The sequence below is a fragment of the Bacillus sp. mrc49 genome, assembly GCF_002803435.1.
In genome coordinates this window covers 1-25,780 of record NZ_PHNG01000779.1, presented here as the reverse complement: position 1 = coordinate 25,780, position 25,780 = coordinate 1, and the positions used below count along the sequence as shown (strand labels likewise).

General features: G+C 42.9%; 26 protein-coding genes. 19 read left to right on the top strand and 7 right to left on the bottom strand.

Annotated features, from left to right (window positions below; genetic code table 11):
- Positions 1 to 9: 9 nt before the first annotated feature.
- Positions 10 to 3,177 carry a bifunctional cytochrome P450/NADPH--P450 reductase gene (locus CVN76_RS24290; protein ID WP_100533366.1) on the top strand — a complete coding sequence of 1,056 codons (3,168 nt, stop codon included), beginning with the start codon at positions 10 to 12 and terminating at the stop codon, positions 3,175 to 3,177.
- 44 nt (positions 3,178 to 3,221) lie between these two features.
- Here CVN76_RS24290 and CVN76_RS31240 read toward each other — a convergent pair whose 3' ends face one another.
- Complete coding sequence (locus CVN76_RS31240; RefSeq protein WP_157805784.1) at positions 3,222 to 3,473, bottom strand: hypothetical protein; 252 nt, start codon at positions 3,471 to 3,473, stop codon at positions 3,222 to 3,224.
- A gap of 181 nt (positions 3,474 to 3,654) precedes the next feature.
- On the opposite strand from CVN76_RS31240, the gene CVN76_RS24280 reads away from it, so the two are divergent.
- The gene (locus CVN76_RS24280; protein ID WP_100533364.1) at positions 3,655 to 4,104 is read left to right on the top strand and encodes an NUDIX hydrolase; all 450 of its coding nucleotides are present in this window, start codon (positions 3,655 to 3,657) and stop codon (positions 4,102 to 4,104) included.
- 48 nt (positions 4,105 to 4,152) lie between these two features.
- Here the strand turns inward: CVN76_RS24280 and CVN76_RS24275 are convergent, their stop codons facing one another.
- Positions 4,153 to 5,511 (bottom strand): NCS1 family transporter, encoded by a 1,359-nt coding sequence (locus CVN76_RS24275; RefSeq protein WP_100533385.1) that lies wholly within the window; start codon positions 5,509 to 5,511, stop codon positions 4,153 to 4,155.
- 428 nt (positions 5,512 to 5,939) lie between these two features.
- On the opposite strand from CVN76_RS24275, the gene CVN76_RS24270 reads away from it, so the two are divergent.
- Both CVN76_RS24270 and CVN76_RS31235 read left to right on the top strand, forming a co-directional pair.
- Positions 5,940 to 6,245, top strand: coding sequence for a hypothetical protein (locus tag CVN76_RS24270; RefSeq protein WP_100533363.1), 306 nt, complete (start codon positions 5,940 to 5,942; stop codon positions 6,243 to 6,245).
- 47 nt (positions 6,246 to 6,292) lie between these two features.
- Positions 6,293 to 6,433 carry a hypothetical protein gene (locus CVN76_RS31235; protein ID WP_157805783.1) on the top strand — a complete coding sequence of 47 codons (141 nt, stop codon included), beginning with the start codon at positions 6,293 to 6,295 and terminating at the stop codon, positions 6,431 to 6,433.
- 54 nt (positions 6,434 to 6,487) lie between these two features.
- Here CVN76_RS31235 and CVN76_RS24265 read toward each other — a convergent pair whose 3' ends face one another.
- The gene (locus CVN76_RS24265) at positions 6,488 to 7,330 is read right to left on the bottom strand and encodes an SDR family oxidoreductase (RefSeq protein WP_100533362.1); all 843 of its coding nucleotides are present in this window, start codon (positions 7,328 to 7,330) and stop codon (positions 6,488 to 6,490) included.
- A gap of 53 nt (positions 7,331 to 7,383) precedes the next feature.
- Positions 7,384 to 7,533, bottom strand: coding sequence for a hypothetical protein (locus CVN76_RS31230; protein WP_157805782.1), 150 nt, complete (start codon positions 7,531 to 7,533; stop codon positions 7,384 to 7,386).
- A gap of 304 nt (positions 7,534 to 7,837) precedes the next feature.
- Between CVN76_RS31230 and CVN76_RS24260 the strand changes: the two genes are divergently transcribed.
- Entirely contained in the window at positions 7,838 to 8,323 is a 486-nt protein-coding gene (locus tag CVN76_RS24260; protein ID WP_100533384.1) for an HIT family protein, read from the top strand.
- A 159-nt stretch (positions 8,324 to 8,482) separates the two neighbouring features.
- On the opposite strand, the gene CVN76_RS24255 is transcribed toward CVN76_RS24260, so the two are convergent.
- Together CVN76_RS24255 and blaOXA are read right to left on the bottom strand one after the other, a co-directional pair.
- Positions 8,483 to 8,800, bottom strand: coding sequence for an RNA polymerase sigma factor (locus CVN76_RS24255; protein ID WP_100533361.1), 318 nt, complete (start codon positions 8,798 to 8,800; stop codon positions 8,483 to 8,485).
- A 130-nt stretch (positions 8,801 to 8,930) separates the two neighbouring features.
- Positions 8,931 to 9,722 (bottom strand): class D beta-lactamase, encoded by a 792-nt coding sequence (blaOXA, locus tag CVN76_RS24250; protein WP_100533360.1) that lies wholly within the window; start codon positions 9,720 to 9,722, stop codon positions 8,931 to 8,933.
- A gap of 170 nt (positions 9,723 to 9,892) precedes the next feature.
- Between blaOXA and CVN76_RS24245 the strand changes: the two genes are divergently transcribed.
- On the top strand, positions 9,893 to 10,543 hold the full coding sequence (locus tag CVN76_RS24245; protein WP_100533359.1) for an alpha/beta family hydrolase: 651 nt from the start codon (positions 9,893 to 9,895) through the stop codon (positions 10,541 to 10,543).
- A gap of 100 nt (positions 10,544 to 10,643) precedes the next feature.
- The gene (locus tag CVN76_RS24240) at positions 10,644 to 10,847 is read left to right on the top strand and encodes a DNA-binding protein (protein ID WP_100533358.1); all 204 of its coding nucleotides are present in this window, start codon (positions 10,644 to 10,646) and stop codon (positions 10,845 to 10,847) included.
- 63 nt (positions 10,848 to 10,910) lie between these two features.
- On the opposite strand, the gene CVN76_RS24235 is transcribed toward CVN76_RS24240, so the two are convergent.
- On the bottom strand, positions 10,911 to 11,507 hold the full coding sequence (locus CVN76_RS24235; RefSeq protein WP_100533383.1) for a spore coat protein: 597 nt from the start codon (positions 11,505 to 11,507) through the stop codon (positions 10,911 to 10,913).
- Between the two features lie 295 nt (positions 11,508 to 11,802).
- On the opposite strand from CVN76_RS24235, the gene CVN76_RS24230 reads away from it, so the two are divergent.
- The 12 genes from CVN76_RS24230 to CVN76_RS24175 form a co-directional block, all read left to right on the top strand.
- The gene (locus tag CVN76_RS24230; protein ID WP_100533357.1) at positions 11,803 to 12,186 is read left to right on the top strand and encodes an iron chaperone; all 384 of its coding nucleotides are present in this window, start codon (positions 11,803 to 11,805) and stop codon (positions 12,184 to 12,186) included.
- Positions 12,187 to 12,452: 266 nt separating this feature from the next.
- A complete protein-coding gene (locus tag CVN76_RS24225) occupies positions 12,453 to 13,064 on the top strand; it encodes a DUF1349 domain-containing protein (protein WP_100533356.1) in 612 nt (203 codons plus the stop codon).
- Positions 13,065 to 13,127: 63 nt separating this feature from the next.
- Positions 13,128 to 13,619, top strand: coding sequence for a PTS sugar transporter subunit IIA (locus tag CVN76_RS24220; protein ID WP_100533355.1), 492 nt, complete (start codon positions 13,128 to 13,130; stop codon positions 13,617 to 13,619).
- 289 nt (positions 13,620 to 13,908) lie between these two features.
- Entirely contained in the window at positions 13,909 to 14,325 is a 417-nt protein-coding gene (locus CVN76_RS24215) for a VOC family protein (RefSeq protein WP_100533354.1), read from the top strand.
- Between the two features lie 471 nt (positions 14,326 to 14,796).
- Positions 14,797 to 15,252 carry an ATP-dependent metallopeptidase FtsH/Yme1/Tma family protein gene (locus CVN76_RS24210; protein ID WP_100533353.1) on the top strand — a complete coding sequence of 152 codons (456 nt, stop codon included), beginning with the start codon at positions 14,797 to 14,799 and terminating at the stop codon, positions 15,250 to 15,252.
- Positions 15,253 to 15,854: 602 nt separating this feature from the next.
- Positions 15,855 to 16,859: an ABC transporter substrate-binding protein gene (locus tag CVN76_RS24205; RefSeq protein WP_100533352.1), complete on the top strand. Its 1,005-nt coding sequence runs from the start codon at positions 15,855 to 15,857 to the stop codon at positions 16,857 to 16,859.
- A gap of 85 nt (positions 16,860 to 16,944) precedes the next feature.
- Entirely contained in the window at positions 16,945 to 18,783 is a 1,839-nt protein-coding gene (locus CVN76_RS24200; RefSeq protein WP_232732456.1) for a cache domain-containing sensor histidine kinase, read from the top strand.
- A gap of 40 nt (positions 18,784 to 18,823) precedes the next feature.
- On the top strand, positions 18,824 to 20,023 hold the full coding sequence (locus CVN76_RS24195) for a response regulator transcription factor (protein ID WP_198512636.1): 1,200 nt from the start codon (positions 18,824 to 18,826) through the stop codon (positions 20,021 to 20,023).
- Positions 20,016 to 21,902, top strand: a complete 1,887-nt coding sequence (locus tag CVN76_RS24190; RefSeq protein WP_100533350.1) for a substrate-binding domain-containing protein — start codon at positions 20,016 to 20,018, stop codon at positions 21,900 to 21,902. The genes CVN76_RS24195 and CVN76_RS24190 overlap by 8 nt, the downstream gene beginning before the upstream one ends.
- 476 nt (positions 21,903 to 22,378) lie before the next feature.
- Positions 22,379 to 23,905 carry a sugar ABC transporter ATP-binding protein gene (locus CVN76_RS24185; protein ID WP_100533349.1) on the top strand — a complete coding sequence of 509 codons (1,527 nt, stop codon included), beginning with the start codon at positions 22,379 to 22,381 and terminating at the stop codon, positions 23,903 to 23,905.
- Positions 23,886 to 24,890, top strand: coding sequence for an ABC transporter permease (locus tag CVN76_RS24180; protein ID WP_232732454.1), 1,005 nt, complete (start codon positions 23,886 to 23,888; stop codon positions 24,888 to 24,890). Before CVN76_RS24185 ends, CVN76_RS24180 begins: the two co-directional genes overlap by 20 nt.
- A partial coding sequence (locus CVN76_RS24175) for an ABC transporter permease subunit (RefSeq protein WP_100533380.1) occupies positions 24,887 to 25,780 on the top strand: 894 nt, incomplete at its 3' end. The genes CVN76_RS24180 and CVN76_RS24175, both read left to right, overlap by 4 nt.

Sequence of the window (25,780 nt, the reverse complement as noted above, 5' to 3'; positions counted from 1 at the left end):
GTGCTAAGCATGACAAAGACAACTCAAATACCACAGCCAAAGACATATGGCCCTTTAGGGAGCCTGCCTGTCATCGATAAGGATAAACCGCTTCAGTCGTATATGAAGCTGGCGCGGGAACTTGGACCGATTTTTCAATTTCAATATCCGGGCCGAATCGGTACATTCGTATCAAGTGCAGCATTAGCTAAAGAAATTTGCGATGAAACCAGGTTTGATAAGAAGGTTGGTCCGGCACTGCAAAAAGTGAGGGCATTTGGTGGTGACGGCCTCTTCACAAGTGAAACGGCGGAGCCGAATTGGAAAAAGGCGCATAACATTTTGCTCCCTAGCTTTAGTCAGCAGGCCATGAAGGGCTATCATGCTAAAATGGTGGACATCGCCGCCCAGCTGATCCAAAAATGGGCTCGCTTGAATCCGGCAGATGAGGTTGATGTGCCTGAAGATATGACCCGTTTGACCTTGGATACGATTGGTCTATGCGGATTCAATTACCGCTTTAACAGTTTTTATCGCGATACCACCCATCCGTTCGTGGCCAGCATGGTCAGATCTCTCGATGAAGCGATGAGTCAAACACAGCGGCTCGGCATCCAGGATAAACTGATGGTCAAATCGAAAAAACAATTCCGCGAAGATATTCAATATATGTTTTCGCTCGTGGATGAATTGATTGCCGAACGAAAGCAAAATGGCGATCAAGGCGAGGATGATCTCCTTTCCCATATGCTCAAGGGAGTCGATCCTGAAACGGGAGAGACGCTGGATGACGAAAACATCAGATATCAGATCATTACATTCTTGATCGCAGGACACGAAACGACGAGCGGTCTCCTATCATTCGCCATCTATTTCCTGATGAATAACAGGGACAAATTGAAAAAAGCGCAACAGGAAGTCGACGAAGTGCTCGGTGGCGGAATTCCGGATTACAAGCAAGTCAAGAAGCTGAAATATGTCCGGATGGTGTTGAACGAAACGCTTCGCCTATGGCCGACAGCTCCGGCATTCACTGTTTATGCGAAGGAAGACACCGTGCTTGGCGGAGCATACGAGGTGAACGAAGGGGATGTGTTCTCACTTCTCGTTCCTGAACTCCATCGTGATTCATCCGTTTGGGGCGATGATGTCGAATCGTTCATTCCGGAACGTTTCGAGAATCCAAGCTCGATTCCTTTTCATGCGTATAAGCCGTTTGGAAATGGGCAGCGCGCCTGCATCGGACAGCAATTTGCACTTCATGAAGCGACGCTTGTGCTGGGGATGGTCTTACAGCACTTTGAATTGATCGATCATAAAGAATATCAATTGGACGTTAAAGAAACGTTGACGCTTAAACCGGACGGATTAACGATGCGCGTATCACCAAGGAAGCCATTGATGTCGCTTACCGTTGATTCTCCTGAACCGGTTTCAGCAAATAAAGGAGCCTCGGCCCCTTCAGTCGCATCCACTCATGGCACACCATTGCTCATCCTGTTCGGATCGAACATGGGAACAGCTGAAGGAATGGCCAGAGATCTCGCAGAAACAGGGAAACAACAAGGATACCATACGGAAGTTGCCCCTTTGAATGATTATGTCAATCAACTTCCTCGCGAAGGCGCTGTCCTGATTGTCTCGGCTTCTTACAATGGAAATCCCCCTGATAATGCGGATGACTTTGTTTCAGCGTTGAAGGAAAGCAAGGATGGCAGCTTGGATGGAGTCCGCTATGCCATCTTTGGATGCGGAGACCGCAACTGGGCTACAACTTACCAACGCATTCCGACCTACATCGATGACCGGCTGGAACAATGTGGAGCCATTAGATTGTCAAAAACAGGCTATGGAGATGCAAGTGATGATTTTGAAGGGGACTACGAGAATTGGACGGACGCCCTTTGGCCAAATCTTGCTAGCGCCTTTAGCATTGAAGTCAATACGGATGATCGGGAAACAAGCTCGATTACGATGAACTTCGTCAGTGATGTAAGCGGCACACCACTCGCCCGCACCCATCATGCCTTTACATCGATTGTCAAAAGGAATGTGGAATTACAACATGCGGATAGCGGAAGAAGTACACGACATATCGAATTGGCGCTTCCAGATGGCGTGGAGTATCAGGAAGGCGACCATCTCGGGGTCCTTCCGCAAAATCCGGCGGAACTTGTCGAGCGAGTGCTCAGTCGATTCGACCTGAACGGCCAAGACTACATCAAGCTTACAGGTGATTCGGGAAAAGCTGCCCATCTCCCTACGGAAATACCGGTAAAACTAGCGGAAGTACTATCAAACTATGTCGAGTTCCAAGAACCCGCCACCCGGTCCCAAATACGGGCCCTTGCCGCACATACGGTATGTCCACCGCATGTAAAAGAGCTTGAAGCGCTGCTGGATGACGTCACCTATAAACGAGATATCCTGGGCAAGCGTATAACCATGTTAGATTTAGTTGAAAAATATCTAGCGTGTGAAATCCCATTTGCAGGATTCCTGGCATTGCTGCCGCCTTTAAAGGCAAGATACTACTCGATTTCAAGCTCCCCGCTGCATAAGGAGGGGCAAGCGAGCATCACTGTCAGCGTCGTCCGCGGCGATGCATGGAGCGGCAACGGCGAATATAAAGGCGTTGCTTCCAATTACTTGGCGGGGCGCGCTGAAGGCGATAAAGTAGCCTGTTTTATCCATACACCGCAATCCAACTTCCAGCTTCCGAACCAATCTGGAAAACCGATCATCATGGTCGGACCTGGAACAGGAATCGCGCCGTTCAGAGGATTCATTCAAGCCCGCCGCGCCCTGAAGGAAAAAGGCGAAACACTAGGAACCGCCCACCTGTACTTTGGCTGCCGCAATCCGGAACACGACTTCCTTTATCAAGAAGAACTCGTCCAAGCCGAACAAGATGGACTCGTAACCTTGCACACAGCCTTCTCAAGATGCGAGGGCCAAGAAAAAACATACGTTCAAAACCGCCTCGCGGAGAACGCTCAAGACATTCTTCCTTTATTAACTGAAGGAGGGCACCTATACATCTGTGGAGACGGAAGCAAAATGGCCCCAGATGTTGAACGAACACTAATTGAAAGCTACATGCAATACCAACAAACAACCAAACAAGAAGCAACCGCCTGGCTGCAGTCGTTAGAAGAAAACGGCAGATATGCAAAAGACGTCTGGGCAGGAGCATAAATCAACAAACAAGCAGCGACCCCAAAAGGGAACTCGCTGCTTTTCTATTTATATACCAAAATTGCATTCATGAGTACTCGCCCAAATTGAAGAGCAAAGCGTGCAAAATAAGCCTCAAGGGCAAACTCACGAATAAAATGCTTGAATTCACGAATAAAGTGCCCAAACTCACGAATAAAGTGCCCAAACTCACGAATAAAGTGCCCAAACTCACGAATAAAGTGCCCAAACTCACGAATAAAGTAGCTGAATTGGCCAGTAAGGCACCAAATTTGTGAGTAAAGCACCGAATTCATCGACGAATCGCCCAAACTCACGAGTAAATGCGGCTAATAGATGTAATCCAAATTCCTCAAACTGGACATAAAACGGTCCAATGGTGTAAAACCAATGTTATATGAGTTGCGACTTTCATTTTTAAAAGGTGAAATCGCTTCGTCACGTCTTTCGGCGGCTTACAGATGGAGGGGATTATTTATGTTTAAGTATACGGTTTGTTTTGTGAAGAGAAAGAATGAGATCTTGATGCTCAATCGGGAGAAGGCTCCCATCATGGGCGTGTGGAACGGGGTCGGCGGCAAGATTGAAAAAGGAGAAACTCCTGATGAGGGGGCGATGCGTGAGGTGTTCGAGGAAACGGGCATCCGTGTCGGGCGCTCTTATTCTAGCGGAACGGTAACGTGGGAAACTGCAGGGGCTGATCGGGATGGAATATACGTTTATTTGTATGAAGTGGACGATGATTTAACATATGATTCTCCCCAAAAAACACGAGAAGGGATTCTTGATTGGAAAACGATTGAGTGGATTCTCGCGCCTCTTAATCTAGGGATTGCGGAGATGGTCGGCGAGTATTTGCCGGTTTTATTGAAAGAAGAAGGCACCTACTCTTTCATTTACAAAAATGGTCAAACCTATCTTTCGTAATCTTCCTAAAAAGAGATACTACCATTGTGGGTAGTATCTCTTTTTAGTCTATTTTTCGAAAATCGTTCCTTTTTTGAAAGGTGATTTTTTATAGGTGAGCTTCATCAGAAGGATGTAGGCAATGCCTCCCACGACAACACCTATGATCCAGGCGAGCTCCACTTTCAGGAAGGCAGCTCCTGCGCCAATCAGCATGGCTAGCAGTGCGCAGGGATTATACCCGGCGAATGGTCCATCTTCTTTATACAAGTCGGCCACCTTCATTTTTTGCTTTCTTAATATATAATATTCGACTAATAGAATAGAAACGATCGGACCTAAAAATGCAGAATAAATCAGAATGAACATACCGAGGCCTTTTGCCGATGAATCCTGGACGAGCACCCAAGGGAAGGAACATGATGCGAGCAGTCCGGTGACGATGACGGCGGGCTTATATTTCATTTTTGTCAGTAAAGTAATGACATAGGTGGGCGGAATGATATTGGCCACCATGTTGACCGCAATCGCACCTATGACGATGAATGCAGACACACCGACTGTAATATAAGGATTATCCACGACTATGGCGAACGCCTTGACCGGATTGGATATTCCGGTAGCCGATGCAAGCATGACACCGATGGTCAAGACAAAGCCGTACGCAATTAAAATCGGCGAAAAGTATAAAAATCCACGTTTTGAATCACTAATGCCAGCTTTTAGCTCTCTTGAGTAGTCCGCTGCACTTAAAAAGATCGCTGCATAATTTCCCAAGAACATCATGATGAATGCAAAGAAAGGCAGCCCCCATGAGCCTTTGGCATGCACCCATTTTTCTGCAATCACTTCGCTATGGGATGTAAGAAGAACACCGAATACATAGACAAGAGCGAGCATGATGACAAGCGAAGCAAGCATTTCCACCCATTTGATGGCATGGAAGCCATACAGGGAAAGCGTGATTTGCACCAGTTGAATCACGACGAAGCATATGAAGACATTATCAAAAGCGCTGCCTGTCATGATCTTGACGATTTCATTTAAGGCGGTACCGCCGATCCAACTTTGGAAACCGTACCAAATGATGGCAGGTATGCCGCGCAAAAGTGATGAGAGGATCGCGCCCTTCATCCCGAAAGACATCCTGAGCTGTACAACATAAGGAATTCCCGTTCTGTATCCAATTCGATCATTTAAAGCAAATATGGTGGAGATGATTGCAATGGCGATGGCCGCTGCTGTAAATGTCTGAACGATGTTTAACGTAGCGGTTCCGGCTACGACCAAGCTCGCCCCAAGTGTCATATTGCCTAAATTGACACCATCTCCAATCCACATGAAAGTGTAGGAAATTGGACCGACCGTCCTGCCTTCCTCAGTTTTAGGCAGTAATGATTCATCGACATCCACAGCATGGTGGCGGATGCCCCCCTCTTCTAGAACGTGTTTTTCTAAATGTGCAGACAATATACAATCAACTCCTTTTATTGTGAGACTAATTAACTATTTTGTGTCAGGAAAAATAACATGTAAAAAGTATATAAAATATTGAATTATTAGTCATTAGAACAATTGTGAAATTTCAGTCTATTAATTGTGCTAATTAACTAAAAATAATAGAAAGCAATACAGATCAATGGATAAACTACCGAGACAAACCAAGGGAATAAAAACTCGTGAATGTTTATGAGGGAACTTTAGCTATTTTACTATTTCGAGTACCTTAGCCCCTTTGATTTTAAAAAGTGACGGAGCGATGAAGGAGCGATTTAGAATAAGCAGCTGCTAGCACATCCATTCCAATGATGTGGGGCCTATAAACGATATTCGATTCCGGGAGGGAGGTTTTTTTGATGAAAATAATCTGGATGTTCGAGGATTTAATAAGTTTAATGTTCGTTATCCATAAATGGAGTGGAAAAGAAAAAAATATCGGAAACGTCTGGGAAGAATATCGATCGTTGGGGAAGATTGAGCATTTTAGTCATTTATTTGTGCATGATACCTTTTGCCATAGAAGATTCACAAGATTCACAGCTCATGAAGGTGTTTATATGGGCCATTTCGCAATATACCTGAAAAACAAGGAATATATGTTAACGCTTGCTAATCTATTGTTGATAGTAGTGTTTTTTTATTATATCGATCACTTCATCTAACCATTTATAAGGCTACTATCAAACTTGGAAAAAAAGGGGAAGGGAGATTGCATGAAGCTTTTCAAAGATATGTCTGCTACGGAGTCGGCCCATTGGAAATAATGAGCCATTCTTATTTTTTAGATTGCTGCATTCGGATTGCAGTGGATAATGGATCTTCATCAGAAAATGAAACGGAGGTGATTTAGAAGATTTTCCGAGGCAACCACCCCTTGAATCAGGGTGGTCATGACCATTTTATTTCAATCCAAGCCCACTTGTTGTTCGCTCCAATGCCAGAACCGCTCGACAAGCTTCTCATCCTGGGCTAGCTTTGAAAGCGGGGCTTCTTTTTCATCATAAAAATAAGAGCCGGAAATTTCCTGGACGCGGTCGCTTGTTGCGAGAAATACAGCTGTTTGTGCACCTCTTTCAGGGGTTCTGAAAAAGGGGACCAATAGCTTGATGAATCGCTTGCCGAATCCGGTGTCCCGATCAACGCCTATATTCGTTGCAACCGCCCCGGGATGCAAGGCGTTTACGGTGACGGATGTACCTGCCAGTCTTTTGGCCAATCCTTTCATGAACCAAACATTGGCCAGCTTGGAACGCCCATATCCTTTAACGACATTGAAGCCTTTGTGAAAATAAGGATCGTCAAAATCGAATGTCCCCCATTTATGTGCTCCTGAAGAAACGATGACAATCCGCCCATCTCCAGACCGCTTTAATTCATCAATCAGCAAATTGGTCAGCAAAAAATGGCCGAGGTGATTCACTCCTAACATCGATTCGAACCCATCCTTCGTTTCCTGCCGTTTTAAGGTGACGACACCTGCATTGTTAATCAATAGATCAAGAGAATCATGATTTGCCTTAAACGTCTCTGCAAAGTGGTGAATGCTTTCGATGGATGCTAAATCACCTATCATTAATTCGATGCTGCTGGACTGGCTTTCCTCCTTGGCCAATTCAAGCGCTCTTTTCCCCTTCTCTTCATTCCGGCATAGCATGATGACGTGCAGGTTTTTCTTGGCAAGGGCTATCACGGTTGCCAAGCCCATTCCTGAATTGGCTCCCGTTACGATCGCTAGTTTCTTCTCCATCGTTTTGCTCCTTTTCTTTTTCAAAATCGCCTTTATTGTAACTTATTCCCTGATTAGAAAAATGAAAACTCTCCAGCTGCCGTCTTCTGAACTGGACGTTCGTTTGTATTCATCCCATTCATTTGCTTAATGATCCTTGGTGGTGAATTTCGAGGCGGCCTGCCGATTCTTTTAGCCATTTGGGCAGGATCGATCGTATTCATGAGCATCCACCTGCGAACCAAACGAACGAATCTGCATTAGAGGCCGTTTTGCTTGATGCTATATTATCCCTATTTTGGCAAACAAGCAAAAAAAACGGTGGAATAAATCTCGGGAAATCTATATCGTAGAGTGGAGGCAAGGCAATCGAAAAAACAGTGTTGTAAGGCTTTGGCCTATCACGCGAGTTCACAGTGTGGTGTTGATGAAGACCCGCCGGATAACAAGTGTAGTTTCAGGAAAAAGGCATCATCAGCGGGCCATTCGGTTGAATGTCTTGAAATTGAGCAAGAAGGGAGCGTTTCCATGGGGATTTTAACGTCGAATGGGAAAAATATCGAGGTGGACTGTTTGAGCTGTGCCGTAACAAGCGGCTTAGTCGAGCCGGAAGGCGGTACCATCATTGAAACGGAATATTTCCATGCCCACCAGGATGTAGCATACCCGATCAAAGGGTTGATCATTTTAGCATCAAAACGCCATATTAAGTGTCTGGATGAGCTGACTGAAGAAGAAAAAATCGATTATATCAATCTATTGACTAAAATCAGGAAGGCTCAAAGAACCGTATTGAACATAGAGTATGTGTATTATTTTTATAATGAAGATACGACGCACCATTTCCACACTTGGATGGTTCCGAGATATGAATGGATGTACGAATTCGGCCGTTCAGTCGAATCCGTAAGGCCCATCCTTTTGCATTCGAGGAATCATGTGAACAGTGAGGGAAATGCGAAGGAAGTGTTGCTTGCGGCAGCGGAGCTAACTAAGGCATTGAATGGAAAATGAATGTCTGGCAGGCTTGGATGATAGGGGGAAACTGGATCTTCCGGAAGTATAAAAGATGGAGGATATTCTATGATGCGGATAAGGAGGCTTCTTGGCAGCCATTCTTTTAAAACAAACGAAGAAAAGAAAAAATCGGTTGTATTTCACAATATAAGCTGATTAAAGGAACTCGGAAGTACGGATAGCTTGGATGTTTTCTTTTGGCTTATCTCGCTTTCGCTTGGCATATAGATGATTGTATACGACCTGTTTCATGAGATAGGTGGAAATCATTCGATCATTGGAAGCTTCAAACGAATGAGGCGATTCCCATAATTTCTTGAAGGTAATGAATAAAAGATTCTCGGCATTGATTTCAGAACCCGTCAGTTTCAGGGCAGTATTTTTTAACATGTTTTCATATTTGTTGTAAAGCTTTGTAAAGTAAAGTCGATCTCCGTTTAATATGTGTTTAATTACTTCTTGTTTATTCATCATGGCTGTATCCCCGTTCCTTTTTATAATTATAGGTAATAAGTACCTCCCTTTGCGTCAAATGAAACCTTTATTTGAAAAATATTGGAATGTCGCAAAACGCATGCCCGGAAAAGGGGGCATGCGTGATTAGTCATTCCTTAATGATTTCCAACTTTTTCAGAGCTTCCAGAGTAATCGCCTTTGCCGTGCTTCCGCTGCCGTCCAAGTTCGTGGCAAAAGCCCATGTCCCTTTGTCCGTTTCGATGTAACCGACATACCAGCCCAATCCCATATCAGAGAGGCGCGTACCTGTTTTTCCATGAAGGACATAATCATCAGCTTCTTCATTGATCATGATTCTCTTTACCGTTCTCATATGCTGCTTATCGATGGGCAGTTTTTCTTTCACCAGTTTTTCGATAAATTGGACCTGTTCCTTGGCAGATATGTTCAGGCTGCTGTCCAGCCAGAAATGATCGATTCCGCCGGATATATCATGATTGCCGTAATCGAGCATGTTCACATATTGCTGCATGTTTTGTGCGCCTATGTCGCGGGCCATTTCTTGATAAAACCAGATCACGGAATACCTCATGCCTGAAGCAAGCGAATGGTCCCTATTCCAATCTTCGAACTCCCGGATCACCCCATCCCACCGCTTCACTTCATATTCATCGCTTACGGCCTTTGTCTGCAGGCCGATCAAAGCATTCGCCACTTTAAACGACGACTCCGGAGTATAACGAACGTTACTTCTTTTCTTATTATACATATATTCTTTATCCGTTTTTACATTTTGGATGATCATCGTGCCATCCACACCGCCGAAGAATTCCCCAATCTGCAGTTCCTTCACCTTATGACCGTTTGCACTAGCATGAACCGTGCTCACAGAACCAGCGACCAGCAGGACAAGAATGAAACATAACGATTTGATTTTCATTACACACTCTCCTTTAAGGGTTGGAATGTTATTTTTCCAAAAAATAGGACAACAACTAAATTATACGTATTATCTAAGAGAAACGAAACCATTAAATCATGACAACCAAGCAGGGATGCAGCAGGAAGCTGATGAATATATAGGGTGAATGCTGGAATGGGGGCCTATATATGGAGGTTAATTTAGGGAAAATAAAGGGGTTCGAAAAAGATGTGACATACACCCATATTGAAAACGGAGGTCCCGCTGTTTGTTTTATGTTTTCGGGTGCTGGTTACACGTATGACAAGCCATTATTTTATTATTCGACAATGACTCTTCTTCAAAATCGGTTTGATGTCGTACATATTCATTATTCTTACGAGCAGGATATAATCAAGCAGCCATTGGTGGCTATCACTAAAGTTATGGTTGGGGATTGCTCTCCGGTCATTGCGAAGGTATCTCAAAAAAAAGAATATCAAGAAACTATGTTTTTAGGTAAATCACTTGGTACCATCCCCCTCATTAATGGCTTTATGAAAGACGAGCGGCATATCGATTCCAAAATGATTTTGCTTACTCCGCTACTGAAGTTCGACCCGGTTTTTGAAGGGGTAATGAGTAGCAATCATCCCATTCATCTAGTGATTGGGGAAAAAGATCCTCACTATATTCCAGAAAAAATTCAAAGGATCAAAACTAAAACGAACATCAGCATGAATCAATCCCCTGATGCTAATCATTCATTGGATATCGAGCCTTTTCATACTTCAAGGTCGATAAAGCTTCTAGAAAGTGTCATGAACGGGTTTGCGGAATTCATAAAAATCAAAAGCTGAGCCTTACCACAACAAACTCCATGTTTTAAATCAAAGACATTCTATTTAAAACAGCGGTGAACGAAATATAACGAAATTGATTTCATAGGGAGGATGAGCAATGAATAAAGACACAGAACTGCCGCCGGAATTGGCGAAGCCTGTACAGCGGGCAGTAGCAGGGGCTGGGTATGTACAGCTGGAACAGTTCACCAAGCTGAGCGAGGCAGAAATTCTCAAGCTGCATGGGATGGGGCCGAAAGCGGTGGAGCAGTTTAAGCGTGCATTTGCGGAGAAGGGGTTACCCGTACGGAATGGATCATGAATTGGTTTTACTCGATGAAAGCCCAGTTTTTCGCTTGTATCAAGCGAAAAACTGGGATTTTTATTAATTGATGATATTTTTCGCGGCAGGAGCAAAGCCTTTTATCATTTGTGTCATATCCTGTGGCGCTAATTGCGGCACTTGATAATAGCGATGTTTGTTTTGATAAAGGAAAATTTCATAGGCCATTTCAACAAAGTTAGGTACACTGTCAGCGATGACCCTTCTAAGCACAGGGTTGGTGATTTCGACAGCAGTCATGGCAAGCAGGGACCCCGTTGATTTGATAAGTCCCAGCATGTGACCGGAAACGCCTTGTTCATTCATCTCGTTTACAGATTGATTCGGTTTTTTAGGCTGAGAAGGCGTGAGGCCATACGTGACGGCATTATTTTGGTGCATTTCGTAAGGCTGGGATACATGCGATGGTTTTTTTCCTGTCGTGAAAGCTTCTACAGCAATGTTATATACATCTGTTACGAATGTATACTGATGGTGAAGGATCGCTTTCAGCTCTTGATCTTTAATGTGCTGGTCAAAGAGTTGGTACTGATCTAATACATTTATGAATCCTGAAAGGACCTCGTGAGCATCAAACAATTCATGACCACCATGGTTCATGTTCGGCACCATGCCTTGTGGCTGTTGGGTATTGGACATATTAGGCTGATTTTGCAAAAGTATTACCTCCCATATTTTTTAGCATACTTCCTTAAGATGGACAGCGATGCCTGAAATTATGTATGTGTTGAATGAGAAAGAGGAATCTGGAACGGTTGCAAAATCAGGGAAATGAAAGACAAGTGCAATTACAAACTCAAACGCTGGGAGATTTGGACCGAGCTCAAACCTTGGGGAATCAACCACAACGCACTACTTGAGAAACAGAAATAAAGGATCCGAAAAATTGCTATAATATAGAATAACGACAAATTGAACGACGAAAGGAGAAATCATGGAAGGAGCCAAAACTTTTCATACAATTGATGAATATATCTTGCAATTTCCCGAAGAGGTACAGGAGATTTTGAAAACGGTAAGGAACGTGATAAAAGCTGCGGCACCGGAAGCTAGTGAAAAGATTAGTTATCAAATGCCCACGTTTGCCATACATGGCAACCTGGTCCATTTCGCGGCTTATAAAAACCATATCGGATTCTATCCGACACCGAGCGGGATCTCGGCCTTTGAAGATGCTTTATCGGACTATAAACGATCGAAAGGGGCCGTTCAGTTTCCGCTCAACAAGCCGATTCCTTATGATGTAATAAGTGAGATCGTTACATTCAGGGTGGAGGAGAATATTAAAAAAGCCGAAGCCAAAGCGAAAAAGAAATAAGTTCATTCAGCGCCATTTTCGAATCGGGTAAAAAAGGGGCGGTTTTTCCTTATGAAGAATCGCTTTTTCTTGTGCGGGAATGTGTGTAGAATTTGATCGCCTTCTGCTTGCCCTGCGCTCCGGAACCTGATAATTCTCAAACGTGGTCGATTTATGATAAGCTTGTATTATCGGAATTAACAAAATATTAATGATTTTGTTGGCGAAAGTCCTGCGTGCATGCATCAATTTTTAGAAAGGTGGCAACGATCATAACTGCTATATTAATGGAGGAGTTTAACAATGCTTCTGGATTCGGAACGAAATTAACTTGGCACTCCGAGCCGAAAGCATGGAGTATTAATGCGGAGGATTCGATTTTAGTCATTAAAACGGATAATCAAACCGATTTTTGGCAAAAAACTCATTATGGCTTTCAAGCGGATAATGGGCATTTTTTATACCATGAGGTAAACGGGGATTTTCGTTTAACGACGAAAGTGAAATCCAATCCAGTCAATAGATATGACCAAGCGGGCTTGATGGTGCGCTTCTCAAGCGAGACATGGCTAAAGACGTCGGTTGAATATATCCCTGATGGCCAAAGTAAATTAGGTGTGGTTGCGACAAATCAAGGGTATTCTGATTGGTCAAGCCAGGAAATTTCAGAAGACGGGGCTCCGCTATTTTATCGCATCACGAGAAGGGACAACGACTTTTATGTTGATTATTCATTGGATGGCACTTCGTGGAGCCAAATAAGGATGACCCATCTCGTTGAAGAGGCAAGGAAGATGAAAGTCGGCCTTTATGCCTGCAGCCCGCAAGGCAAAGGGTATGAAGCAGCGTTCGATTTCATGAAGTTGGAAAAAATAGATAAGGAAACAAAGGTTTATTAATAGGGCAAGAGATGAAGACTTTTTGTCTTGATAAATTCGACTGGAAAGAGGAAGGGGTCTATTATGTTCAAGAAATTATTCGGAAAAAAAGATAGTGTGGAGCAATTGCTTGCACCGATAAACGGACAAGTTATAAAGATGGAGGATGTTCCAGATCCGGTGTTCTCCGGGAAGCTAATGGGAGATGGGATCGCGATTCTACCTGAGGAGGGCCTTGTCGTGGCTCCGATAGATGCAGAAGTGGTCCAGGTTTTTCATACGAAGCATGCAATAGGACTTAAGACAAAAAATGGGATTGAATTGCTGATGCATATCGGGCTAGAAACGGTGAACCTTAAAGGTGAAGGATTCGAAGTCCATGTCGCAGAAGGGCAGCGTGTAAAAGCCGGGGACAAGCTTGTTACATTCGATATCGAATTCCTTAAATCGAATGCACCAAGCATTATCACTCCGATCGTCATCACGAATGGTGAGCTTGTTGAAAAAGTGGAAAAAACAGCTAACAGCGAAGCAATCATTAACGAAACGGAGATTATGAAAGTTTATTTAAAGTAAAAAATTAAGTGTTTACTAAAGTGTAAACCCGCAAAAACATCCTTTGCAGCGATTATTGCAAAGGATGTTTTTATGATAAAGAACTTTATTTATCCACCCAGCACGATAGACCTTTCAGGAATACGCACGCTGAATTCGCTCAATGTCTATAGCTTATTAAAGATTTAAGATGGTTAATGAACTGGTTCATATTTTGACTTGGATCGCTATCATTGCTGCCAGCAGGATATTCGAAAAAAACAGCGAATAGTAGGTGAGTGAACAAATAAATCAAGCGAGGGTGAATAGGATGAGAGTTCAAGCAGAAAAGATATTCGTTAACCTGCCTGTTAAAGATTTGGATGCTTCGATACAATTCTTCACTAAGGTGGGCTTTGCCTTTAACGAGCAAATGACCAATGAAAACGCAACGTGCATGGTTATCAGTGAATCGATTTACGTCATGCTATTGGTTGAGGATTATTTCAAGACGTTTACGAAGATGGAAATCCCGAATTCGGAAACGAGTGCGGAAGCGATTGTCGCCCTATCGGTAAATAGTAAGCAAGAAGTCGACGAAGTCGTCAATAGGGCATTGAATGCCGGCGCACAGCCCTATAATGAAGCAATCGATCATGGATTCATGTACGGTTGGAGCTTCAGGGATCTTGACGGACATCTTTGGGAAATATTCTACATGGATGAAAGTGGATTCAATCAAGAATAAACCAAAACGAACAACACCCCTTCACTGAACATGTACGCCTTATATAAGACATGAAAAAGGAGATGCTGTCTGAATATTGCAGGTGGCATCCTTTTTAAGCTCCATTACCCTCCTTTCGAATCATTATCCGATTTAATTAAAGAACTATTAAATAAACCAACACCCTTAAGAAAGCTGTCCAGTTCGTGTTGGCCTACTAAAGTACAAATCTCAAAAATTATGCGCTAAATGGTTTTTTCTAAATGTTTAAGCTGAGTGGAATGAAACGATCGATGTATAAAACATGAAAATTATAGGCAATCGAAATTCTATCTCTATTCCCATGTAGAGGGGATGAAATGGCATTATGCACGTTAACCCCAGTTTTCACTTCGGGCTGTCCCAATCTTATTGTATTGGTTTAATTGTTAATAATTAACTATATATGATACTATTACCTTTAGTTTGTTTTAACATGGGAGAAGGTATTAGATGAAGGCAATTTTCCGAACTAAGTTTTTTTATGTAATTATTTTGGCGGTGTTGTTGGCTGCTGGTTTTGGTTTTACCCATTACGAGCATGGCGAGAAGAAAGAGACATTGACCGACGCTGAATTTTATTCAACATTAGAGGCTGGAAATGTGTCATCTTTGAAATTGGAGCCGAAAAAAAGTGTGTATGAAATAAGCGGGCGCCTGAAAGCTGATGGAAAGGATCAATCTTTTAACGTAATTGTCCCGAACAGTGAGTTCGCGCTGGATACAATCAATCGAGCTGCAGACGAACATAATATAGAACAAATTGTCGTGATACCGCCAGATACTGATGTAAGCGAGTGGGTCACCGTTCTTACAACGATATTGCCGTTCATACTCCTTTTGATCATGGTTTTCTTCATTGTCCTCATGTTACGGGTGATAAAAAGATGGAACCGTCCACGATATTAAAAAAACTCGCTTTTCCAATCTTGGAAAGGCGAGTTTTTTTATCAACATATCAAGTTCGGCAGGATCACATCATGTGAGTCCAGCCAAGACGAACAGTTGCAGAATAATGCCAGAATGGTGATGGTCCAATTCTAAATCAAGCATGGAAATTCATAAATAATGGCGGTTTATTGTAAATACTATTCCGGACCTATTTTGTAATCTTATGGTAGTCAACTGTAACCGGACTCCGGATGGCTTTAAACCAGTTGACTCCAATTTTTAAGAATGGGGGGATCACCATAAAAAAATGTGAGCATCAACAGCTGTCGACAATCAAACAGTTAAGTGGACCTACGTTGATCATGTGCACAACATGTAATGAAATCATAAAGATCGTTAAGGGATAAAGCAAATCTTCTTTTGAAAGCGAATCTGGAAGAAAGAAAGCTCCATTTCTTTATTGCCCTCATTTGATGGGCTCTGGTTATCCTGACATTTTTCATCACATATGAAATACATGTTAAAAAAACTAAAAATTATAAATAATCCTGTTTTATTATAAATACTTTCTTCTTTTTAAGCTGTAATCTAATGTGGAATAACTTTAAGGGGGAAAAGAAATGGGTAAAGCAAAGAAGGGTTGGGTGCTGTTAATTGCTTCAATGTTGGCAATCTTTTTGTTGGCAGGGTGCAATAGCGAATCATCCGGCTCAAGCAGTGGCACTTCGAAAGGCAAGGGAGATAAAATCGTTGTAGGTTTCTCGCAAATTGGTGCTGAAAGCGGCTGGCGAACAGCGGAAACCGACTCCATTAAAAAAACGTTGGGCAATGACCCCCAATTTGAATTGAAGTTCTCGGATGCTCAGCAAAAACAAGAAAATCAAATCAAAGCCCTTAGAAGCTTTATTGCTCAAAAAGTGGATTTGATCGCATTGGCTCCCGTTGTTGAGTCCGGCTGGGAAACGGTTCTTAAGGAAGCTAAAAATGCTGGTATCCCAGTCATCTTGTTAGATCGTGGAATTAAAGTTAAGGATGAATCACTTTATACAAGCTTTATCGGTTCCGATTTCATTACAGAAGGTGAAAACGCTGCCAAAGAGTTGATCAATTTGATGGGCAAGGATTCGAAGGTGAATATTGTAGAGCTCCAGGGAACGGTCGGAGCTAGTGCGGCAAACGATCGCATGGCTGGATTCGCCAAGGAAATCAAAGCGAATGCCAATTATAAGATCATTAAATCACAAACAGGTGATTTTACACGTACGAAGGGCAAGGAAGTAATGGAAGCATTTTTGAAATCGGATGGCGATAATATCGATGCGGTTTACGCTCATAATGATGATATGGCATTAGGGGCGATACAAGCGATCGAAGAATATGGATTAAAGCCAGGTAAAGATATCAAAGTGGTATCGGTGGATGGCATTAAAGATATTTTCGAAGCGGTCATCGCAGGTAAGTCAAATATTATAGTCGAATGTAATCCATTATTGGGACCTCAGCTTGCTCAAGCAGCGAAAGATTTAAAAGCTGGAAAAGAAATCGAAAGATGGATCAAAACGGATGAAGATGTGTTTGTTGGGAAAGAAGCGGCAGAGGAAGCTTTATCATCACGTCAATACTAATAGTAAGCGGAAAAATCGGAATTGTTCCTTAACAATTTCGATTTTTCTATGGAATCAACCGTTGGAAATTTATTTTTTGATTATTATGAATTTTATTGAAAATGAGCAACACATTGGTAATAATATAACCATGACCCAAGAAAAGGGAGAGGGAGAGTTCACTATTGCGTTTAAATTGCTAACACATTTCAATAACAGCAGTATCCGATTTAAACTATTTTTCTATTTTTTTATCATCATCATCTTGTGTATCATGACCCTGAGTTTTTTTGGCGGGGAAATATACAAGAAATCCATTGAAAAGGAAGCGAACAGGCACACAGATCAGATGATTGACCAAGTATGGAACCACATTAAAGTACTAATTCAAGAGAATGATAATATTATGTATTACTTAGCGAACGAAGAATCCGTTGGACAATTTATGGAACAAAAAAACCCAGCTGAAAAGATAGAGCAAAAAGCGAAGGAAAAAATCCAAATCTATAAAGACAGGCATCAGGAAATTGCAGGAATCATTCTAGTGAATCGGTACGATCAGCTGATCAGTAATGAGATGACGAGGATTTCCAGAGATCCGCTTACGAAGGAATCTTGGTATAAAAAGGCGATACAAACACCAGGAAAGATCCAGTTGATTTCAAAGCCGATCGGCAGGAATCTTACTAACACCTCGGATTATCAAGTCAATAATGTGCTATCACTGGTCAAAGCCATTGAAAACCCGACAACCAAGGAAGTTGAGGGCGTCATTTTAATTGACCTTAAATTCGATTTCATAAAAAGCGTGATAGAATCGATCAAGCTTGGTAAAAGCGGCTTCATTTTCATCATGGATAAAGAAAGCAAAGTGGTTTATTCACCGGTTAACTCGACGGTTTACCGCATCCATCCAAGCTGGCTGGCGAACGATGAATCGCCGCCGATCGAAAAAGAGATTGAGCATGACAAGTTCCAAATCATTTACAATACGGTTCCTGATATCGGTTGGAAGATTGTCGGAGTGTTTTCGATTAATGAAACGACCAAGGTCGTATCCAAAGTTCAAGGACTCACTTTGATCATCGCCATCATCACTTTAATCATCAGTTTGATCGTGTCTTTATTCTTTGCCAATACGATAACGAAGCCATTAACAAAACTCAAGACATTAATGGGGAATGTGGAGGAAAGACGATTCGACCTCCGTTTTCACTCGAAGTATGACGATGAAATTGGTCAGTTGGGCAACAGCTATAATAAAATGATCCAGGAAGTGGAGGAGCTCATCGATCTTGTCTATAAGGAACAAAAAAGTAAAAGGGAAGCAGAGCTTAAAATATTGCAAGCGCAAATCAAGCCGCATTTCTTATACAATACATTAGACACCATCCAATGGATGGCAAGCGAGTATAAAGCCGATAAAATCATAGAAATGGTCAATGCACTGACAACCTTATTCAGAATTGGCTTGAATAAGGGAAATGAATTCATAACGGTTGAAGAAGAGGTCGAGCATATAGTCAGTTACCTTACCATACAGATGACCCGCTATGAATCCAAAATAGAATATCAATTGGATGTGGATGAAACGGTAAAAAGTAACCAAGTGCTGAAGCTTATTTTACAGCCTTTGGTCGAGAATGCGATCTATCACGGAATAAGGAACAAAAGAGGAAAAGGAAAAATATCGATCAGCATATGTAAAAAGAACGATCAGCTTTTATTTGCCGTTAGGGATACAGGAGTAGGAATTGAGGCGGAGCCCTTGAAAAAATTGAATCATGCTTTGAAGAATATGAGTGGTGACCATAAAGGTTATGGCTTATTTAATGTAAATGAAAGAATCATGTTGTCTTATGGATCGCAATATGGACTACAAGTATTCAGTGAATATGGAACGGGGACAACAGTGATAGCGATACTTCCTATAATCAATAAATAAAGCGCTTACAAAATTTATGGGCTGTCGTGGAGGTTTTATGATGTGGGAGTTATTAATTGCCGAAGATGAAACAACGATAAGGAAAGGACTCAGGTTCGCAGCTGACTGGGAGGATTACTCCGTTCACGTAATAGGAGAAGCGGAAGATGGGGAAATGGCATTGGACATGGCCATCGAATTGAAGCCGGATATTTTATTCATTGATATTAATATGCCGTTTCTAAATGGATTGGAACTGATGGAGCAATTGCGAAAAAACCTTCCAGACGCCATTTTTATCGTCATATCGGGCTATGATGATTTTGGCTATGCACAACAGGCGATCAAGATGGGTGCATTTGACTATATAATAAAGCCTGTTAACAAGGATGAACTAATAAAAACGGTGAAAAGGGCTACGGAACATCTCGAAAAAAACAGCAGAAGTAAGCGGCTTGCGCAGCAGCTGGAGGGAAATAAACCACTGCTTAAAGAAAAATTCCTGCAAAACTGGTGCTCAGGTTCATTTACCGAAGAAGAAGTCCATGAACAGTGCCAGCTACTGGAGCTGAAGCTTGAAGGCCATATAGGGATGTCGGTTTTCAAGGTAGTCAGAGGAATCGATGACGGTGGAGCGGAGCGGTATTGGAGTGATAGTTTAATAAACTTTTCATTGAAGAATATCATCAAGCATATTTTGAATGCGTATCCAAACGTTGAGCTTTTTGAAGACCATTCAGGCAATATTGTCGTACTTATCCCAGGCGTTAATATGGAACAGCTGCTCACACAGAACAGGGAAATAAAAGAATATGCCGAAAAATTCTTGGGCAAGGGGATTGTTTGTGCAGAGAACATGTTTCATGATCTCCTAGCTTTTCCAAAGCAATATACCCAGTTAATTACAGAGATAAAATCCTCTAAAAGTTTATCGCCAATGGTTTTATTGGCTAAAAATTATATCGATCAACACTATGACGAGCATTCGATTTCATTGAAAGAAGTGGCTGCCATTGTACAGGTGAGCCCTACGTATTTAAGCAAGCAAATTAAAAATGAATTAGGGGTTTCGTTCATTCACTATCTGACGAAGGTACGAATAAATAAAGCCCTACTGCTGATAAAGGACCCTTATCTAAAAATCTATGAAGTGGCTGATATGGTCGGGTATAGTACTCAGCATTACTTTTGCAGTGCCTTCAAGAAGGTGATCGGCATTTCACCGATGGTTTATAAGAGTGGAGTAAAGAGTAATGACTAAAAAAAGGATATATACAAATATAATGATTGGATTAAGCGTCTGTTGCTTACTCCCATTATTGCTTCATTACAAGAATACCGAGAAGGAGGCAAAGGAAGAGAAGGAAGTAGACTATGTCATTGGTGTCTCACAGCCAAACCTTCTTGAACCATGGCAAGTGCTGATGTATGAGGAGTTAACGGAAGAAGCTGCGAAACATCACAATATAAGAGTGATTTATACGGATGCGGCGCATAGCTCGGCGCAACAGATAGAGGAAATCGAAACATTGAAGTCCTATGGAATCGATCTGTTGATCGTATCCGTCGATAATACGGCTGCCTTGACGCCTGTCATATCGAAGGTGTATGAGGAAATACCTGTCATTGTCCTGGGAAGGGGAGTCGAAGGGTACAATTATACCCTTTATATCGGTTCGGACCACCATTTCATAGGCGAGATGGCTGCAGAGGCTGCCATGCAATTGCTAGGCGATAAGGGCGGGGACATCATTGAACTGCAAGGTGTCGCGAGTGCCTTGCAAGTGGAGGAAAGAAGTGAGGGTTTCCGGGAGAAAATAAGTGAAAACTCGGCTTATAAGATAACCGATTCACTTGTTGCGAACTGGCAAAGAGATAAGGCCGAGGACAAGCTGAAGGAGCTATTGCGCTATCGCCACGATCTGCCTGACCTGATTTATGCGTACAATGATGCAATGGCTTTAGGGGCCCGCAAAGCCCTCGAAGCTTTGCATCTGAAAGGAGTTTACATCATCGGCAGCGATGGGGTGAACAAGCCGGACGGTGGATTGCAATTAGTAAAGGACAAAAAGGTCGATACGACATTCATTACCCCGACCGGTGGAAAAGAAGCCATTCAGTATGCGATTGAAATTTTGAATCAAGAAGCGGAAATCCCGAAAAAAATAATAGTCAGGAACCATCAAGTGACACCGAAGAACGTAAATGAATATCTACAACAACGGGATCTATCCACTAACCTTCAGGAAGATAAGGATGTAAAAGTCACATTGGGATTTGCGCAAGTCGGTAAGGAAAGCGGTTTTAGGGCGGCCAATACGAGTTCGATCATTGCGGCAGCAAAAGACGAAGGGGTAAACCTGAAACTGAAGAATGCCAATAATGATCAAGAAAAGCAAGTGGAGATAATAAGGGGATTTATCAAGCAAGGGGTAGATGTCATCGCCTTTTCCCCGAAGGTCGAACATGGCTGGGATGAAGTGCTTCAAGAAGCAAAGGATGCCGGAATTCCCGTCATCCTCTCTGATCGAGAGATTGAGGTGAGGGATTCCTCCTTATGGACTTCCTTTATCGGTTCGGATTTTGTTGAGGAAGGACGCAGGGCTGCCCGTTGGCTAGTCAATGGGAGGAAGACACCGGGAAAAGAGGTGAACATCATTGAATTGGAGGGGACGAGCAATGCCGCTCCTTCCATCGGCCGAAAGGAAGGGTTCGAAGAAGTTCTGCATGACCATCATTCCTATCGGATCCTGGATTCATTAATAGGTGATTTTACGTATCAAAAGGGGAAGGAAATGATGGCCGCCGCCTTGGCCCGCTATGGCCGGGACATCGATGTCGTGTACGCACATAATGATGATATGGCGATTGGTGCGATTGAAGCCATTGATGAGTATGGTTTGCGGCCCGGGAAAGATATTAAGATCATTTCCATTGATGCAACCAAAAAGGCATTGACTGCATTGAGTATAGGCAAGCTGAATTTCTCGGTGGAATGCAATCCATTATTGGGTCCCCAACTCATGAAATCGGTTAAAGACCTTAAAGCGGGGAAAGAAATCCCGATGAAAATCATTACTTCGGAAAAAACCTTTACGAAAGAGGAAGCAAAGCAGGAAATTTTGATGAGGCACTATTGATTGCCAATGGTTTTGGAGGATTTGTACTTTGACCGTTTCATTCCACTTTGCTTGAACATGAAGGTGGAATTCCGATTGGTCACAGTTTTAAGGGTTTGTACATGATGGATTTTACATTTTCCCACCGATTTGATGGTTGTAGAATGACCGTTTCATTGCACTGCAGGCACTCCTTTATCCAGAGGCGGTCCTTGAGCCTCCTCGGCATGCACCTGCATGGTTTCCCATGGACCGTATTTCCTAAGCGGGAGTGTGACGCTTATCGTTTCATTGCTTGAAAACAGGGTGGAATCCCTTTTGTCTAGAGGCTGGAGCCGTGGTAGTTCATACCATGGCTCTTCTTTATGCGTATGTAATGTATTCGCTGAAATTTGTAAAAAAAGACCCTTTTTTTTAAATACATAAAATTATCGCTACTTTATACTTAATTTAACAATTTACATGTTCATTAAATAGTGATAAAGAAGGTGTTATAGATGGGTCCAATTTTACTGAAGGCTGAAGGGATCACGAAATCGTTTCCGGGTGTTAAAGCATTATCGAACGTCCATTTCAATTTGCAACGGGGAGAAATCCACTCTCTTATGGGGGAGAATGGAGCCGGTAAATCGACATTGATCAAGGTGCTGACAGGCGTACATGAGAAAAACGGAGGCACGTTCTATCTGGAAGGTGAGAAGATAGAACCTGGGTCTCCCGAAGAAGCACAGCGTTTAGGCATCAGTACCGTCTATCAGGAGATAAACTTGTGTGAGAATCTCTCTGTTGCAGAAAATATCTTCATAGGAAGGGAGCCGATGAAGAAAGGGAGAATCGACTGGAAGGAAATGAACCGAAGAGCAAAGAAGGTACTCTCGGAACGTTTGAATATTCACATCGATGTAACAAAGATTTTATCTTCCTATTCCACGGCGATCCAACAAATGGTGGCAATCGCCAGGGCTGTCGATATTTCCAGCGGTGTGCTGATCTTGGATGAACCAACTTCAAGTCTGGATAAGAACGAAGTGAAGCAGCTGTTCGAGGTGATGCGAAGCTTAAAGAATGAGGGGATGGGCATCATTTTTGTCAGCCACTTTTTAGATCAAATCTTTGAAATTACCGATCGAATCACGGTGTTGAGAAATGGTGAACTCATTGGTGAATATGAGACGAAGACGATCTCCAGGGCAGAGCTTGTATCAAAGATGATTGGCAGGGAATGGGGAGAGGATTCTATACGAGATAACGAGAAAAAGAGGCATATTGGTCAGGAAATCTTTGTGGATGCGAGCAGCTTGGGCAGGCAGGGAACGATAAATCCGTTTAACTTAAGCCTGCGGCGAGGTGAAGTCCTAGGGTTGGCGGGATTGTTGGGTTCGGGCAGGACCGAGGTAGCCAAATTGATTTTTGGCATAGAAAAAGCGGATGAAGGAATCATGTCAGTCGATAATGAAACGATCAGGTCGATGAACCCTAAGCTTGCTGTGGATATAGGGCTAAGCTTCTGCCCGGAGGATCGCAAACTGGAGGGAATCGTCAACGATTTAACGATTCGCGAGAATATCATTTTAGGATTGCAAGCTAAGCGAGGTTTATTCAAGTACATTCCGATGAAGGAACAAAGGGATATCGCACAAAAATATATCGAGTTGCTAAGAATCAAAACACCTAGCATGGAACAAAAAATCGATAATTTGAGCGGCGGGAATCAGCAGAAGGTTATCCTTGCGAGATGGTTGGCGACAAATCCTAAATTATTAATCTTGGATGAACCGACACGGGGAATCGATATTGGCTCAAAACGGGAAATCCGCAAGTTGATATTGGATTTGGCAGCGGCCGGAATCACGATTTTGTTTATCTCCTCGGAATTGGAAGAAGTGGTAGCCTGTTGTGACAGAGTCATTGTGCTGCGTGACCGAAACATCATTGGTGAATTACAAGGTGATGAAATGAGCGAATCCAAAATCATGGATATGATTGCAAAGGGGGCTGAGAGTATTGAATCGATACCTGTTTAGGCTGGCCCAAACGAAAATATTTTGGCCGCTCGTAGCCTTATTGGTCCTACTGCTCCTGAATTTCTTTTTGATTCCTGGGTTTTATTCGGTTGAAATGAAGAATGGGCATTTATTCGGTAGCCTGATCGACATTTTGAACCGTGTCATCCCGTTATTGATCATTTCCATAGGCATGACTTTAGTCATTGCAAAGGGAGGGATCGATATTTCGGTCGGTTCCGTTTTGGCCATTTCAGGAGCCTTGGCTGCCTACATCATGGAAACTTCCTCCGTTTGGGTTGCGCTGATTGCAGCCGTCGGCGTCGGGATCGTATGCGGCATGTGGAACGGCGTCCTTGTTTCCATATTTGAGATACAGCCGATGGTCGCCACGCTCATACTCCTGACGGTTGGCAGGGGAATCGCCCAATTGATAACGGGTGGACAGATTTTAACGATCGATGATGAAATTTACAAATATATCGGCTCCGGATTTTTTATGGGACTGCCATTTTCTATATTCATCGGCGGTGCCATTTTACTGATCATGTTATATATGAAGAAAAGAACGGCGATGGGTTTATTCCTAGAATCGATCGGCAATAACATCACGGCAAGCAAATTCGCAGGAATTCAACCAAGGAAAATCATATTTCTCGTCTATACCATTAGCGGAGTGTGTGCAGCGATCGCTGGAATCATTGTCAGTGCAAATGTAAGCAGCGCTGATGCTAATAACGCAGGGTTATGGGTTGAGCTCGATGCCATCTTGGCAGTAGTGATCGGAGGTACCTCGATGCGCGGGGGGAGATATTTCCTTGGCGGAACGGTGGTGGGCGCTTTATTCATTCAAACACTTTCGACAACGATCTATTCGGTCGGGATAAATCCCCAAATCGTGATGGTCGTCAAAGCCTTTGTGGTGATCATTGTGTGTCTAGTCCAGTCAGAGCAATTCAGAAGCATATTTTTGCAGTTTAACAAAAAGAAGGTGTCCGTCTCATGAAGCATGTGAAGTTCGGAATTAAAGAGAATCATATATTCATAATTGCTACAATGGCATTGATCGTCTTGTTATACGGATATGGCTCGATTGCCTTTGCGGGCTTTTTTAGTACACAGGTATTTCTGAATCTATTTATTGATAATGCATACTTAATCATTGTAGCTACCGGTCTGGCCTTCGTCATCATTACTGGCGGGATCGACCTATCCGTCGGGGCCTTGGTTGCCTTCATCAGCATGGTTTCTGCCTCGTTGCTGGAAGCAGGCGTCAATGGGTATCTGGTGATGGCCCTTTCGTTACTGATTGGAATCGCCTTCGGTGCCTTCCAAGGCTATTTCATTTATCGTTTCGATCTCCATCCCTGGATCGTCACACTAGCGGGGATGTTCCTGGCAAGAGGTGCAAGCTTCCTCATCAGCACGGATAGCATCGTCATCACCAATGATACGTATAGTGCCATTTCGCAAGCGAAGGTCTATTTGATTGGCGATCATTACATTTCAATAGGGGCGGTCGTTGCCATCATGGTTGTGGCTTTTGCAGTTTATATCGCCAAATGGACGAGGTTTGGCCGCAATGTATATGCCATTGGCGGCAATGTCAAATCAGCTGCGTTAATGGGCTTGCCTGTTAAACGAACAACCATCCTGGTCTATGTTTTTTCAGGGTTTTGCTCGGCTTTGGGCGGCGTGGTATTTACCTTATATATGTTATCGGGATATGGTCTCCATTTATTGGGGATGGAAATGGATGCGATTGCAGCCTGTGTCATTGGCGGAATCCTTTTAACCGGGGGGTTTGGCTATTTAATCGGTCCGACACTGGGTGTAATGAGCATGGGGATCATTCAGACGATCATTATGTTTCAAGGTACACTCAGCTCGTGGTGG

Bases quoted from the DNA above. Each gene is read 5' to 3' on its own strand.
- CVN76_RS24290 (WP_100533366.1), top strand. From the start codon at position 10: ATGACAAAGACAACTCAAATACCACAGCCAAAGACATATGGCCCTTTA.
- CVN76_RS31240 (WP_157805784.1), bottom strand. From the start codon at position 3,473: ATGAATTCGGTGCTTTACTCACAAATTTGGTGCCTTACTGGCCAATTC.
- CVN76_RS24280 (WP_100533364.1), top strand. From the start codon at position 3,655: ATGTTTAAGTATACGGTTTGTTTTGTGAAGAGAAAGAATGAGATCTTG.
- CVN76_RS24270 (WP_100533363.1), top strand. From the start codon at position 5,940: ATGAAAATAATCTGGATGTTCGAGGATTTAATAAGTTTAATGTTCGTT.
- CVN76_RS24265 (WP_100533362.1), bottom strand. From the start codon at position 7,330: ATGGAGAAGAAACTAGCGATCGTAACGGGAGCCAATTCAGGAATGGGC.
- CVN76_RS31230 (WP_157805782.1), bottom strand. From the start codon at position 7,533: ATGAATACGATCGATCCTGCCCAAATGGCTAAAAGAATCGGCAGGCCG.
- CVN76_RS24260 (WP_100533384.1), top strand. From the start codon at position 7,838: ATGGGGATTTTAACGTCGAATGGGAAAAATATCGAGGTGGACTGTTTG.
- CVN76_RS24255 (WP_100533361.1), bottom strand. From the start codon at position 8,800: ATGATGAATAAACAAGAAGTAATTAAACACATATTAAACGGAGATCGA.
- blaOXA (WP_100533360.1), bottom strand. From the start codon at position 9,722: ATGAAAATCAAATCGTTATGTTTCATTCTTGTCCTGCTGGTCGCTGGT.
- CVN76_RS24245 (WP_100533359.1), top strand. From the start codon at position 9,893: ATGGAGGTTAATTTAGGGAAAATAAAGGGGTTCGAAAAAGATGTGACA.
- CVN76_RS24240 (WP_100533358.1), top strand. From the start codon at position 10,644: ATGAATAAAGACACAGAACTGCCGCCGGAATTGGCGAAGCCTGTACAG.
- CVN76_RS24235 (WP_100533383.1), bottom strand. From the start codon at position 11,507: ATGTCCAATACCCAACAGCCACAAGGCATGGTGCCGAACATGAACCAT.
- CVN76_RS24230 (WP_100533357.1), top strand. From the start codon at position 11,803: ATGGAAGGAGCCAAAACTTTTCATACAATTGATGAATATATCTTGCAA.
- CVN76_RS24225 (WP_100533356.1), top strand. From the start codon at position 12,453: ATGGAGGAGTTTAACAATGCTTCTGGATTCGGAACGAAATTAACTTGG.
- CVN76_RS24220 (WP_100533355.1), top strand. From the start codon at position 13,128: ATGTTCAAGAAATTATTCGGAAAAAAAGATAGTGTGGAGCAATTGCTT.
- CVN76_RS24215 (WP_100533354.1), top strand. From the start codon at position 13,909: ATGAGAGTTCAAGCAGAAAAGATATTCGTTAACCTGCCTGTTAAAGAT.
- CVN76_RS24210 (WP_100533353.1), top strand. From the start codon at position 14,797: ATGAAGGCAATTTTCCGAACTAAGTTTTTTTATGTAATTATTTTGGCG.
- CVN76_RS24205 (WP_100533352.1), top strand. From the start codon at position 15,855: ATGGGTAAAGCAAAGAAGGGTTGGGTGCTGTTAATTGCTTCAATGTTG.
- CVN76_RS24200 (WP_232732456.1), top strand. From the start codon at position 16,945: ATGAATTTTATTGAAAATGAGCAACACATTGGTAATAATATAACCATG.
- CVN76_RS24195 (WP_198512636.1), top strand. From the start codon at position 18,824: ATGTGGGAGTTATTAATTGCCGAAGATGAAACAACGATAAGGAAAGGA.
- CVN76_RS24190 (WP_100533350.1), top strand. From the start codon at position 20,016: ATGACTAAAAAAAGGATATATACAAATATAATGATTGGATTAAGCGTC.
- CVN76_RS24185 (WP_100533349.1), top strand. From the start codon at position 22,379: ATGGGTCCAATTTTACTGAAGGCTGAAGGGATCACGAAATCGTTTCCG.